At 40.7% G+C, this 13,991-nt stretch carries 13 protein-coding genes; 11 read left to right on the top strand and 2 right to left on the bottom strand.

The genetic code is table 11. The features are described 5' to 3' along the window. Window positions 1-38 precede the first annotated feature (38 nt). Window positions 39-2,252, bottom strand: a complete 2,214-nt coding sequence (locus tag ACSV5T_RS05060) for a sel1 repeat family protein (RefSeq protein WP_438320434.1) — start codon at window positions 2,250-2,252, stop codon at window positions 39-41. A 577-nt stretch (window positions 2,253-2,829) separates the two neighbouring features. Here ACSV5T_RS05060 and ACSV5T_RS05065 point away from each other — a divergent pair. From ACSV5T_RS05065 to trpA, 6 genes are all read left to right on the top strand, one after another. Further along, window positions 2,830-4,299 carry an anthranilate synthase component I family protein gene (locus ACSV5T_RS05065; RefSeq protein ID WP_438320435.1) on the top strand — a complete coding sequence of 490 codons (1,470 nt, stop codon included), beginning with the start codon at window positions 2,830-2,832 and terminating at the stop codon, window positions 4,297-4,299. Further along, window positions 4,299-4,865 (top strand): anthranilate synthase component II, encoded by a 567-nt coding sequence (locus ACSV5T_RS05070; RefSeq protein WP_119206233.1) that lies wholly within the window; start codon window positions 4,299-4,301, stop codon window positions 4,863-4,865. The genes ACSV5T_RS05065 and ACSV5T_RS05070 overlap by 1 nt, the downstream gene beginning before the upstream one ends. Window positions 4,866-4,880: 15 nt before the next feature. Then, on the top strand, window positions 4,881-5,891 hold the full coding sequence (gene trpD / locus ACSV5T_RS05075; RefSeq protein ID WP_438320436.1) for an anthranilate phosphoribosyltransferase: 1,011 nt from the start codon (window positions 4,881-4,883) through the stop codon (window positions 5,889-5,891). Between the two features lie 3 nt (window positions 5,892-5,894). Beyond that, window positions 5,895-7,394 carry a bifunctional indole-3-glycerol-phosphate synthase TrpC/phosphoribosylanthranilate isomerase TrpF gene (gene trpCF / locus ACSV5T_RS05080; RefSeq protein ID WP_295825013.1) on the top strand — a complete coding sequence of 500 codons (1,500 nt, stop codon included), beginning with the start codon at window positions 5,895-5,897 and terminating at the stop codon, window positions 7,392-7,394. A gap of 172 nt (window positions 7,395-7,566) precedes the next feature. Next, window positions 7,567-8,760 (top strand): tryptophan synthase subunit beta, encoded by a 1,194-nt coding sequence (trpB, locus tag ACSV5T_RS05085; protein WP_295825015.1) that lies wholly within the window; start codon window positions 7,567-7,569, stop codon window positions 8,758-8,760. Beyond that, window positions 8,753-9,544, top strand: coding sequence for a tryptophan synthase subunit alpha (gene trpA / locus ACSV5T_RS05090; RefSeq protein ID WP_295825018.1), 792 nt, complete (start codon window positions 8,753-8,755; stop codon window positions 9,542-9,544). The genes trpB and trpA overlap by 8 nt, the downstream gene beginning before the upstream one ends. Window positions 9,545-9,669: 125 nt before the next feature. Here the strand turns inward: trpA and ACSV5T_RS05095 are convergent, their stop codons facing one another. Further along, a complete protein-coding gene (locus tag ACSV5T_RS05095) occupies window positions 9,670-9,960 on the bottom strand; it encodes a hypothetical protein (protein WP_438320437.1) in 291 nt (96 codons plus the stop codon). Window positions 9,961-10,126: 166 nt separating this feature from the next. Here ACSV5T_RS05095 and ACSV5T_RS05100 point away from each other — a divergent pair, with 166 nt between their 5' ends. The 5 genes from ACSV5T_RS05100 (at window position 10,127) to ACSV5T_RS05120 (ending at window position 13,935) form a co-directional block, all read left to right on the top strand. Next, the gene (locus ACSV5T_RS05100; protein ID WP_438320438.1) at window positions 10,127-11,050 is read left to right on the top strand and encodes a DUF805 domain-containing protein; all 924 of its coding nucleotides are present in this window, start codon (window positions 10,127-10,129) and stop codon (window positions 11,048-11,050) included. 3 nt (window positions 11,051-11,053) lie between these two features. Beyond that, window positions 11,054-11,623, top strand: a complete 570-nt coding sequence (locus ACSV5T_RS05105) for a DUF805 domain-containing protein (RefSeq protein WP_119206238.1) — start codon at window positions 11,054-11,056, stop codon at window positions 11,621-11,623. Window positions 11,624-11,840: 217 nt separating this feature from the next. After that, window positions 11,841-12,476 (top strand): DUF805 domain-containing protein, encoded by a 636-nt coding sequence (locus ACSV5T_RS05110; protein ID WP_370815388.1) that lies wholly within the window; start codon window positions 11,841-11,843, stop codon window positions 12,474-12,476. A gap of 95 nt (window positions 12,477-12,571) precedes the next feature. Then, the gene (locus tag ACSV5T_RS05115) at window positions 12,572-13,102 is read left to right on the top strand and encodes a DUF805 domain-containing protein (protein ID WP_438320439.1); all 531 of its coding nucleotides are present in this window, start codon (window positions 12,572-12,574) and stop codon (window positions 13,100-13,102) included. 167 nt (window positions 13,103-13,269) lie between these two features. Then, window positions 13,270-13,935, top strand: coding sequence for a hypothetical protein (locus tag ACSV5T_RS05120; protein ID WP_295792804.1), 666 nt, complete (start codon window positions 13,270-13,272; stop codon window positions 13,933-13,935). Window positions 13,936-13,991: the final 56 nt, after the last annotated feature.

Raw genomic sequence — 13,991 nt, forward strand, 5'->3', positions numbered from 1 at the left:
TTTCTTAGTCGTAGTATGTTCTTAATAAAATAATACGCTTATTTCTGTTTTATTTCATCCCAATCACTTAAATCCGGTAGTTTATTGCTTGTTATAGATTCTTGAATCCAGTAGTTAATGGATGTTAAGTTGCAAGACTCTCGTTCAAAGACATATTCGTTGTCTTCGTCTACAGTGGCATAGAGTTGAATGCGTAAGTTCTTACCTTTTTTACGCTCGATGTAATAGCTAATACATTGCTCATCAATGCTAGAAGGGCGAACCGAAATCATAACATACTTGCCATTCGCTACGCCTTCTAAGGCATCCTTAATCATTTGATTGGAATATTCATATTGACTGAGGTAGAAGATATCGTTATCGCAAGTTAATACGTATTCTCGAGGAGGCGTAGTGTTTTTGTACTCTTTCTCCCAGCTTTCATCAATCACAGGCAAGGTAGCATGATCATAGAATTCCTTAATTAAAGCAAGACCTTTAGGAATGGACATCTCCTTGAAGTATCGTATTTCATATACTGTAGGCTCCAAGGTTTCATCGCGTTCCGTTGGATTCTCAATGTAGCCGTATAGATAGATGGTACAAGCATTTTTATCTTCGTTGTGGAACATAACGATGCTGTACACATCGTGAATAACGTTTCCTATAGATTGGCGATTATCATAGATAATAAAGCTGAGATATTTTTGTGTACCCCATTCCCGTTGAATAAAATTCCAGTCGTATTTATTAGTGCGCCAACCAGTAGTCGATTCCTCGAAAATTTCTAATACGTCAACGGAGTTTTGAGGCCAAGTAGGGGGCATAGGATTACATGTTGTAGAAGATTGTGTTACGCCTTTTTTGTACTGATAATGTCCATCAACAAGTTCAAAGGCTTCTAATCGTTCAGAGGCTTCGTCAGGAATTACCAACGGCTCACCAGTACCAAAACAATTATCGTTTCTTGTGTTGAGACGTTTGATACTTTCACGAGCATGCTCGTAGAAGGTAACGGCTTGGTCGAGATCCGGCTTTTGGGTAATGGCACCAGTTTCGTAGCAATAGCCCGCTGCTAGTTGCCATAGATGGTCCGCATAGTCATAACTGCCGTATCTATCGTAACATTTGCTAGACTGATCAACGCACTCTACGGCGGTTTCTATGGCAGGGGTATTACCTTTTTTGAACGTAAATACATAAGCGAGATATGGCCAAAGGCTATCGAGACTGTAAATAGCTGGATGTTGCAATAAGTGAGCAATGCGAGACCAGTCTTGTGATTGCCCATCGATGTTTAATGTGCGAATAATGATGGCTTGCATTGTAACATAAGCGTGGTCATTAAAGTCTAAATAATCTGGGCTTATAGCGGCACGTTCATAGTATTTGAGGGCCTTTTGAATATCTTGAGGGATTCTTCTGTGAGACTCACCTGGTTTCGCATAATATTCAGCAGCCTCACGCAAGCACATGCCATTATTCATGGATGCGCCGCGTTCAAAATATTCGAGTGCCCGTTCATGCTCTCCACGCGACTTACATATATCGCCTGCTAAATACATCATGAGTGGCAAACCTGCTTCAGCGCCTTCAAAAATAACGTGTTCCTCCATTGCCTTATTACCTTTCTCGGCATAGGTGATGCGAAGGTTACGGTACGCAATGACAAGACCTGCGGCTGCGGATTTATGCAACCATTGCTGTGCTATAGATGTTACTTTTGCGGACAATCTATGTTGATTCGGTTGTACAAATAAAGATTTTAAGAAATGGACAACGCCAGATGGTTCACCTTCATTAACTATCTTTTGTGCAGATGGCAAGAGGCGGTAATCCTCCCATTGGAATACATTGGCAATGGCGTAGGCACAGTAGGAACAACCCTTTTGAGCGCCTTCATAGACGCGCTGGAATGCTTCGTCCTTTGTCATAGGCAGCTCTTTTTCAATGGTTGGTGTAAGGGCACCTGAGGTACGCATAGCCTGCAAAATAGCAATGGCACTGCCTTTGCGGATGGCTGTATGTAAATAACTATACGCCTTAGTATCATCCTCAGGGAAACCTGCTTCAATCCATGTGAACTGTGGGCCAGAATAGACGCGCGCCAAAATCGCGTATACATCGCCGATACCGGGGATCTCTTGTCCTTCCTCGTCGGCTTTCACAAGAGCATCGAGCTCGGCCTTGCCCTCCCAAGCAATATCTTTATTGCATTGGTGGAATATTTTATTGAAAGACTGTTGTATTTGATCAGTAAAATAAAGACTCATACTCTCTCCTTGGCATAATAATCAGTAAAACCTGATAATATATGTAATTTCAGTATACTATTAGCATTTAGAGGAACACAATATAAATATTCTAAATTTAGAGGGGGCTAGGGAAATCAGTAATTGGATTATATATGGATATTAGATGATGAATGAATGTAAGGATAAGGTGAAAGTTGAGATTTTTCTTGACTTTCATTCTATAGAAACATTATAATCAAACTATAATTTTATACTCGCCTAAAAGAAACCGATGAGGTGGAGATAAAAATAGGAAATGCACTCACAGAGAGCGGGATTAGCTGAGAACCCGTAGTACGCAGCTTATTAAATGGACCACCGAGGGCGCATGGAACAGAATGATTTCATTCCTAGTATGGTGCGACGTCACACGAGCGTTAGTCGTGAGGGATATGTTAGTATCCTGCGAAAGGGGAATGCACAGCATTCAAACAAGGTGGTACCGCGATTTATAGCACATACAATCAAATTGTAATAATAGAACTATAAACTCGTCCTTGACGTTATATTGTCATGGGCGAGTTTTTTTATTGGCAAACGCCAGATGGAGGTTCTCATGATTTTCCCTAGTCTTGACCGTGTGAAAGCTATCGCACCGGGCTACGATATCGTGCCTGTATATATGGAAATTTTATCCGACGTACGCACACCGATTAGTGTGTTGAAAGCGTTAAAACAAGTGAGCAGTCATACATACTTGCTTGAAAGTGCGGATAATAGTAATCATTGGGGCCGTTACTCTTTCTTGGGCTATGATCCTAAGATCGAGCTATTCTGCAAGAACCATAAAATGACTATTAAAGATGGTACAACACGTACCTTTGAGTGCTCTGACCCAGCTGCAGAAATTCGCAATATTTTAAGTCAATATAAAAGCCCTCGCTTAGAAGAGTTGCCAACCTTCACAGGTGGTTTTGTAGGGTACTTTGCTTGTGAATATATTCGCTACATCGAGCCAACATTGGATTTCCAAACACCAGATGATGACTCTGCTATGGTCAACGATGTAGACCTTATGCTCTTCGATAAAGTAATTGCCTTTGACCATTACAAAAATAAAATCTACTTGATTGCTAACATCAGCACAAACGATTTAGAACGTAACTATAACAAGGCTGAGCTTGAGTTGAAAGCATTAGCTGATCTTGTTGTAAATGGCAAAGAGGCGGATGTGCCAAAAGGCGTTCTTAAAACAGAGTTTACCTCTGAGTTTACAAAGGACGAGTTTGAAGCAGTTGTTAAAAAGACACAGCACTACATCAAGGAAGGGGATATCTTCCAATGTGTTGTATCTAACCGTCGCGAAGCTGAGTTCGATGGCAGCTTGTTAAATGCGTACCGCGTATTGCGTACGTTGAACCCATCTCCATACATGTTCTACCTATCTGGTGGGAATGTTGAACTTACAGGTGCTTCTCCAGAAACATTGGTAAAATTGACAGATGGTAAGATGTACACCTTCCCAATTGCAGGTACTATGCGCCGTGGTAAAACCGAAGCAGAGGACCTCGCCATAGAGGAAAAACTTATCAACGACGAAAAAGAGTTGGCTGAACATAATATGCTTGTTGACCTTGGTCGTAACGATTTAGGTAAGATTTCCAAATTTGGTTCTGTAAAAGTTGAAGCGTTACATATGTTGCAACGTTTCTCTCACGTAATTCATATTACATCTACTGTAAGCGGTGACATTCAAGACGGCAAAGATGCACTGGATGCCATCGGTGCTACATTGCCAGCAGGCACATTATCTGGGGCCCCTAAAATCCGTGCTATCGAGATTTTACACGAGCTTGAAAAAAGCCCTCGCGGCGTATACGGCGGTGCTGTAGGCTACATCGATTTTTCCGGTAACATGGACGTATGTATCGGTATCCGCATGGCTATGAACAAAGGTGGTAAGGTCTATGTTCGGGCTGGCGCTGGTATCGTTCGCGATAGCGTACCTGCTAGTGAATACAATGAAACTTTGATCAAAGGCCAATCCATGATTTCCGCAATTACAGATGCACAGGAGGTAGAATAATGGTACTCCTTATAGATAATTACGATAGCTTCTCCTTCAATTTATACCAATTAGTAGGCTCTATCGATCCAGACATTAAAGTCATCCGCAGTGATGAATTAACAGTTGAAGAAATCCGCGCTTTAAAACCAGACTATGTGATACTTTCACCAGGACCTGGCAGACCAGCTGATGCAGGCGTATACGAAGACCTATTGCGCGAATGCAAAGGTGAATTCCCAATCCTCGGCGTATGCCTTGGTCACCAAGCCATCGGCGAAGTATTCGGTGGCACCGTTTCCTACGCAAAACAAGTTATGCACGGCAAACAAAGCGTAGCCAAACAAGTACACCCATCCAAAATCCTTAAAGGCGTACCAGAACAATTTGAAGTCGCTCGCTACCACTCCTTGGCAATTATCGATGAAACAATGCCAAGCGAACTCATCGTTACATCCATTACAGACGACGGCGAAGTAATGAGCGTAGAACACAAAGACTACCCAATTTACGGCGTGCAATTCCATCCGGAATCCATCATGACACCGAACGGGGAACAAATGATTCGCAATTTCTTAGAAAAATAAACGAGGAGCTATAAAATGATTAAAGACGCATTATATGCAGTAACACATGGTCAAGATTTATCCTATGACCTTGCTAAAGATACAATGAACAAGATTATGAGTGGTGATGTAGCCGAGGTGCCTATGGCAGGTTTCTTGTGCGCTTTGGCAGCAAAGGGCCCTACTGTAGATGAAGTTACGGCTTTTGCTGAGGTTATGCGCGAGAAGGCTGGTTCTGTACCTCATGTAGGCACTGTTGTAGAAATCGTAGGTACTGGTGGTGACGAAGCAAATACATTCAACATTTCTACTACGTCTGGCTTTATCATTTCCGCTGCAGGTATTCCTGTAGCAAAACATGGTAATCGCAGTGTATCTAGTAAATGTGGGGCTGCTGATTTAATCGAAGCATTAGGTGCTAAATTAGAGCTTAATGGTGAACAAAATGAGGCAGTCCTTAATAAAGCGAATATGTGCTTCATGTTTGCTCCTGTGTATCACCAAGCTATGAAGTATGCTGGTCCTGTACGTAAAGCGTTAGGCGTTCGTACAGTATTTAATATTCTTGGGCCTTTGGCAAACCCAGCAGGTGCTACTGTAGAGTTGATGGGCGTGTATGATAAATCTTTAGTAGAACCATTGGCTCGCGTATTGGCTAACCTTGGCGTTAAACGCGGTGCAGTGGTACACGGCTTTGACGGCCTTGATGAAATTACAGCTACCAACAAAACGTACGTATGCGAAATTAATAATGGCACTTTCACAAGCTATGAATTCGACCCTAAAGAATATGGTTTCGAATATGCTGATAAAACTGAGCTTGAAGGTGGCGACGCTACTGTAAATGCTGCGATTACACGCCGCGTTCTCGGTGGTGAGCAAGGTGGTAAACGCACAGCCGTTCTTCTTAACGCTGGTATGGCGATTTATCTTGCAAAAGATGGCATTACATTAGCAGAAGGCATTGAAGAGGCGAAAAATATGATCGACTCTGGCAAGGCGCTTGCCACAATGGAACAATTTGTGAAAGCAACCCAAGAGGTATAACCATTGATTTTAGATAAGATTGTAGAGGCTACCAAAGTTCGAGTGGCCCAAGAAAAAGAGGTGGAAACGCCTGAGGCTGTGAAAGCAGCGGCCTTAGCGTTACCATCCGATACAGGATTTCCTTTTGAAGCAGCCCTTCGCCAGCAAGACTTTAACTTCATTTGCGAAGTAAAGAAGGCGTCTCCTTCAAAGGGTATTATTGCTGAACATTTTCCATATTTAGACATCGCCAAAGAATATGAAGTAGCTGGTGCAGCAGCCATCTCTGTATTGACTGAGCCAGACTTCTTTAAAGGGGACAAAAAATATTTGCAAGAAATTGCTAGTACTGTAAAAATCCCTGTCCTTCGCAAGGACTTCATCATCGATGAATACCAAATCTACCAAGCGAAGGTGTGGGGCGCTAGTGCTATCCTCTTGATTTGCGCGTGCTTAGATGTGCCTACATTGACGAAGTTCCGTGAGTTAGCCGACTCTCTTGGCTTGTCCTCCTTAGTAGAGGCTCACGATGAGCATGAGGTACAAATGGCTATCGATTGCGGTGCCCGCATTATTGGCGTTAATAATCGCAACTTGAAAGACTTTACTGTAGACGTACAAAATAGCGTGCGCTTGCGTAATCTTGTTGAAGACGATGTGATCTTCGTATCTGAAAGTGGCCTAGAAACGCCAAAGGATATCCAAGTATTGCGCGATAACAACATCGGCGTAGCCTTGATGGGTGAAACCTTTATGCGTTCGCCTAACAAGGTTGAGAAACTGGCATATCTCTACGGCCCGACTTACTACACTCCGAAGGTTAAGATGTGTGGCATCTCTAAGGTGGAAACAATCCCTGCTGTAGTAGAAGCAAAGCCAGACTACATGGGCCTTGTATTTGCACCAAGTAAACGACAAGTTACTGTAGATCAAGCTAAAACATTAGTGGAAGAACTACATAAACAATATGCAAAAACTTATGATACAAATACGGTGCCAGTGAACGCTGAGGGAACACAAGATACTAATGGATTTGGCGAAGAAAACACCAATTCTGAAGCTATTAAAACGGTAGGCGTCTTCGTCAATGAAACGTTAGATAATCTCGTTATAATCGTTAAAGAAGTCAATCTTGATGCGGTGCAATTGCACGGCGATGAAGATGAAGCTTTCATCCAAGCTCTCAAAGAGAAAACAGACGTAGAGGTTTGGAAGGCTGTTCAAATCCGAAGTGCTGCAAATGCAGAAGAGTGGATCGATAGCAGTGCTGATATGTTATTATTTGATGCGTACCACAAGGACGAGCGTGGCGGTACGGGTGAAGTGTTCGACTGGTCTTGCTTGGATGAGTTTGAACGTCCGTTTATGCTTGCAGGTGGGATCGACAGTACTAACGTGGCGCGTGCTATCCGCACAGTTCGCCCTTATGGCATAGATATTAGTAGCGGCATTGAAACAAATGGCGTGAAAGACGATGAGAAGATTAAAGCTTTCACAAACATCGTGAGAACCATAGCTCACTAAATGTTGAAAGAATAAGGCCTATTATAGGCGAGTAATCATAGAAAATACATAAATCTAAGATATAATAATATTTTAGACACATCCGATGGAATTCATCGATTGTTGAGATAGATGCCAGTAGTAACGCTATACAGGCGTGCTAGCAGGAATGGTATATGGAAAGGTAAGTTATATGAGTGAACAAAGACATGGTTATTTTGGCTCCTTCGGTGGCCAATTTATGCCAGAAACATTGATGAATGCAGTCATCGAATTGGAAGAGGCATACAACAAGTACAAAGATGATCCTGATTTCGTGCGCGAACTTGAGGATTTACATAAAAAATATACAGGTCGTCCATCCCTTTTATACTATGCAGAACGCATGACAAAGGACCTTGGGGGCGCTAAAATCTACTTAAAACGTGAAGATTTGAACCATACTGGGTCTCACAAATTGAACAATGTAATCGGTCAAATGCTATTGGCAAAACGGATGGGTAAAACTCGTGTTATTGCTGAAACTGGTGCAGGTCAACATGGTGTGGCAACAGCTACTATTGCTGCGTTAATGGGCATGGAATGTGAAGTATACATGGGTGCTGAAGACTGTGAACGTCAAGCGCTTAATGTATATCGCATGGAGTTATTAGGCACTAAGGTGCATCCTGTAACAAGTGGTACTAGTACGTTAAAAGATGCTGTTTCTGAAGCATTGCGCGAATGGACAAACCGCATGTCTGATACGCACTATGTGTTGGGCTCTGTTATGGGCGCTCATCCATTCCCTATGATCGTTCGTGACTTCCAATCCATCATCAGCCGTGAAGCGCGTGAGCAAATCCTTGAAGCAGAAGGTAAATTGCCAACAGCTGTTATGGCTTGTGTAGGTGGCGGTTCCAATGCGATGGGGATGTTCTATCACTTTATTCCTGATGAAGGCGTTCGCCTCATCGGTTGTGAAGCAGCAGGTCGCGGTATCGATACAGAGGAACATGCAGCGACAATTGCAAAAGGTTCTGTTGGTATCTTCCATGGCATGAAATCTTACTTCTGCCAAGACGAAGACGGCCAAATTGCTCCAGTATATTCTATCTCCGCAGGTCTTGATTACCCTGGTATCGGTCCTGAACATGCGTACTTGCACGATAGTGGTCGCGCTGAATATGTACCTGTAACGGATGATGAAGCAGTAGATGCTTTCGAATATTTGTCTCGTTTAGAGGGCATTATTCCAGCTATTGAAAGTGCTCATGCAGTGGCACATGCGCGTAAAATTGCGCCTACTATGAGCAAGGACGATATCATTATTATTTGTTTATCTGGTCGTGGCGACAAAGACGTAGCGGCTATGGCGAAATATAGAGGGGTGGATCTTCATGAGTAAAATTAAAGACGCTTTCATAAAGGGCAAGGCATTCATCCCATTCATCAGTGCTGGTGACCATGGTATTGAAAATACAGAACGTTATATTCGCGTGATGGTGAAAGCCGGCGCCGACATGATAGAAATTGGTATTCCATTCTCCGATCCAACAGCGGAAGGCCCAGTTATCCAAGAAGCGAGTACACGTGCACTTTCTACAGGTGTAAAAATCAACGATATCTTCGATATGGTGCGCCGTTTGCGTACAGGCGAAAATGCAGTGACTATCCCACTCGTATTCATGACTTACTTGAACCCAATCTATGTGTTCGGTCGTGAAAAATTCTTTACCCTCTGCGAAGAGGTTGGTATCTCCGGCGTTATCGTGCCAGACATGCCGTTTGAAGAAAAAGGGGAACTCGCTAGCGTTGCTAATAAACACGGTGTTGAAGTGGTATCCTTGATCGCTCCAACATCTGAAAACCGCATTGAAATGATCGCAAAAGACGCAGAAGGCTTTGTGTACTGCGTATCTTCCCTCGGTGTTACAGGTATGCGTAGCGAAATAAAAACGGATATTAAATCCATCGTTGAAACCATTCGCAAATATACAGATATCCCTGTAGCCGTTGGTTTTGGTATTTCTAAGCCAGAACAAGCAGAAGCAATGGCGCGCGTATCTGACGGTGCTATCGTAGGCTCTGCTATCGTTAAAATCGTGGCAGAACATGGCGAACATGCAGACCAAGCGTTGTTTGACTACGTACAATCTATGAAACAAGCTGTGCTAAAAGCTGATGCATAATAAGAGCTAACGCATAATAAAATGCATACTAAAAAGGACGTTATACATGTGTATAACGTCCTTTTCAGTTAGTTAGTTTAGTTATGTGTTATATGACTGGATAACCAGTTATGAAAGGGGAATGATTAGCCGTTTGTAGATTCGGAACGTTGATGACGTTCACTGCGTTTTGCAGTTGCATTTTTGTCATGTTTTTCACGTTCAGAAATTTTGTGTTTTCTATGTTTCTTTTGATTTGGTTTGAACCATGGATGAGCACTGCTGTCCACTGTGCCATCATCGTTCTTTACCATGCGATGATTTTCGCCGATTTTGAAGTGGTAATCTTTGGCTTGTGCTACATTGGCACCAATACCAACTGATAAGAATGCTGCCAAGCTGGCCATAGCTACTACTTTAGTCAATTTAGCGTTCATAATTATTATCTCCTATACAAACTTAATTGCACGAATTTTAGTTGTAAAAAATATATTATTAGTATAGATAAATTTAATGAAGAAAAAATGAAGTGATAGGGTTGGTAAAGCATAGTATAATAAGGTTATCTAAGTTTGTATCATATCTAAATATAGTAGGAGATTTATGAAGCAGAGAGTATTTGAAATCCTCTATCGTGAGCTAGTAGAAAACTATGCGAATCATAAGGGACGAACAACGATAGCCGACTTTTGGCTTACCATCAGTGCTATGACCTTTGTATATGGTCTAGTTACATTTATAACAGGTCTTGCCACCTTCATACCCTATGGATTTTTATATGCCATATCCTTAGGGGGCGGCGTATTGATGGCATTAACAGTAGTGTTAGTATTGCCCACCATTATGATGGTAGCAAGACGGTTACGCGACTCTAATAATGACCCAACCTTGATGCTTCTCAGCTTTATTCCTATTTTAGGATGGATTGCGTTGCTCTATTTGTTATGTAAAAGATCGGCTCCCACACAAGAATCAAGCATAACTAATGAACAGATATCTGTAGAACCTAGTATACATGAGAAGCGATCTGTTTCGGGTGCCTTCATCGTGGTTCTTCTTGTTTTAGGCTGGGTTGCAAATAGTATAGGTTCCTCTATGATGGGGCATAACTATATGGTAGAAGAAACTGCCTTTGGGAACTTGGGGCAGGGGGCTTTCACCAAAAAAGCAAATCGTTTATTACATAGTGATTCTGCCACAACAGAAGGCTATCTTGTGGTGAAAGAGTATTACAAAGAACTGGCGAATGGAGACTATCATAGTGCGTATCGCAATTTGAGCGGTCGTGAAATGGAACGATACGGTACCTTTGATCTTTGGCAACAAGCTAAGACAAAAGAATCGCGTGCTGAAGTTGAGTCTATACACTTAGACTATGTCACCCAAGATGTTGATGATGATGCTGTTGTGGACTATATAGGATATAGGGTGGACTTTGTAGATAAAAGACCATCCATGTTAGTTCGTTTATACAACACTGGCAATGGTTGGAAAATCATTGGTTTTGAAGAGTTTGAGGAGGACTAGGCTATGGCATCTGTAAATGTATATGATTTGAACTATACCGATGCCTTCGTGCTAGGCATCAAAAACTACGCCAATTTTAAAGGTCGTGCCAGTCGTAGTGAATACTGGCGATTCATGGCTGGAATGATGATGATTCAAGGTACGCTGAGTGTAGTAGCCATCCTTTGTAAAGGTGTTGGCCTCTATAATTTTGAGTCTATTATTGATACGATTACGTTATTAGTAACGCTATTTTTCGTGCTTCCTAATATCGCCATCACAACGCGACGCATGCATGATATTGGCCGCAGCGGCTGGACTCAGCTGATTTCTTTTATTCCTATTATAGGGTTCTTTATATTCTTAACTTACGAATTGAAACAGGGCGATACCTGTGAGAATAGCTACGGTGAAAGAACTGCCTATACTCTTATCACTGCTAGTATAAGCCAATCTACAGGGCTTGAAGAAACGCCATCTAGAAAACAAGACTGGATTATGGGCATCACTATATTTATTCTTCAATCCATCATATTTGGTGATACCATCGGTGATATATTATGGTATGGTATTAACGCCAATGGCTATATATAGTATTAATCTACGTTTAATAGCATAATTATTATTTTATTTTATAAAAGTTTAACAACTCCTTTATAGACAATATAATACTTTGTAGTAAAATGAAATCAAGATGAATTCAAAAATATAGATATGATTACTTCAAAACATATCTAAGTTACTATATGTGTTAAAGCAACAGGACTTTATGAGCTTCACTGTTTCCTGCTGTGGATGGAAGGAGTTTATTATGAGACCTTGTCCATATTGTGGACATGAGGTGTTAAAAAGTGAACGATACTGTCCAAACTGTGGACGTATCCGCAAAGCACCCATTTCGCTAGATAAATATAGTCTAGGAATGATTGAAAACTTTAAACAATGCTTTGTTTATAAATACGCTGACTTTGAAGGCCGTGCTAGCCGTAGCGAATATTGGAATTTCTTTTTGATGTACCAATTGCTCTTTGTAGCCATTCTATTTACCTGTGCGTTCTTGAGCTATATTAGTCCGCTCTCTAGTGCCGTTGGTGTAGGCTTCGGGCTAGTTATTCTTGTACTTATGTCCGTTGTTATGGTCATTCCTGGCGTAGCTGTTGCCGTACGACGCTTGCACGATCAAGGCCGTTCTGGTGGTCTTGTGTTTATTGGTGTTGTTCCTGTCATTGGTACAATTATATTGTTAGTGTTGATGGCTCTTCCTGGTGAAAGCCACGACAACCGCTTTGGCTCACCAACAGGCCATGTTATCCTAACGAAACAAATGGCTCATGAAATTGGTTTAATAGATGCGACACCTACAACAGGTCTTACAGCAGGACTACTATGTGCGATCTTTGTACTATGGTTCCTAGTGGATCGATTGCTAATGACTAGTGCGATGTAAACTATATATACAAATAACAGCCTCTTGCATGGTGCAGGAGGCTGTTTTGTTGTATAATAAATTAATTTCAATTTGTCATTTTATAGGAGAGAATTATGACTGATTTAAACATTAAAAACTTGGCGTATATTGATAACTTCAAGCATTCTGTAGTTGGTAATTTTGTTAATTTTAGTACTAGAGCTAGTCGCAGTGAATATTGGCGCTTTACAGCAGTTACAGTTGTCATAGGTTTTGTACTTACTCTATTAAGATTTATTTTTGGACATTCATTCTTGGGATCCTTCTTTAATTTATTATCCTTTGCTTACACTTGTGCTGTATTCTTACCGTCTGTTGGTATTGCAGTTCGTCGTTTGCATGATATTAATAAATCTGGATGGTTTTTGCTACTTCCATTTGTTCCAATCATCGGTCTTGTATATGTCATTTATTTATTGGCTAAACCTGGTGATGTAGGCGATAACCAATATGGTTCTCCAACAAGCTATGAAACAATTACAGCTGAAGAATCTGCTCGTACTGGCCTTAAAGAAACACCATCTGAAAGCATGGACCAAAAAGCAATGATTGTATGCCTCTGCCTTTGGGTTCTAAATATTTGGATATCTTTTTTAGCACTATAATGTAAAGTCTATTTATATGAATATGCCACCTTTATTGGAACATAATAAAGGTGGCATTTTTATGTGTTGATCTATAAATTTAAACTATCTATAAACTCATGGCTATGATATATTGTAAGTTAATTATGTGACGCAATAAATTATCTGATGAGAGAGGGATAATAGTAATGAAATTTATAAAGGTAAGTATAGCTAAGTTTTTAGTTTTTGCATTGATAGGTATTATGGCAGTGGCAGGTATAGGCTACAAAATGTATACAGATCATCTGAATAAGCAGTATCAGCAGTCACCTGAATACTCTTTAAAGATTATATATGAATCAATTCAAAATGGTGATCCGGATACATTTTTTAAATACGTAGATGGCGAAGGTATTTTACACCGTATTTATGATCCATATATCGAAAAATTACTTAAAGAATCTGATGGACGGAATATATCTCAAACTAATTCAAAAGGAGAAACTAAGATTTTGAATCTTGGAGAAGCATTGCTATTTACAGCAATAGATAATTATTATTTAGATGTAAAAGAGGTATTACTTAACCAAGATTTAAGAAGTCATATACCACATAGACCTGATCCTAAAGATCCATTTAAAGATAATTTGCAGACGTTAAAAGAAGTAGGACGATATGAATTAATTTCCATAGAGGAAGAAAGTAAGAAAGATGGAGTTGTTAATATAGAAATTCGCGCATTGGATACGAAGACTAATGAAACCAAAGTATTACCTATAGAAATGACTCAAATGGATAATAAAATGTGGCGTATTACTGGCTATGACTATAAGACGTATGACTTACCATATGATGGATTTGATAGAATTTAATTAGCAGCCATTTCTTAAGTCGCTTGATTGACATCAGTAAAATTTAATTGTTATAC

The sequence above is a fragment of the Veillonella sp. ZSJB6 genome, from assembly GCF_051549505.1.
GTDB lineage: Bacteria > Bacillota > Negativicutes > Veillonellales > Veillonellaceae > Veillonella.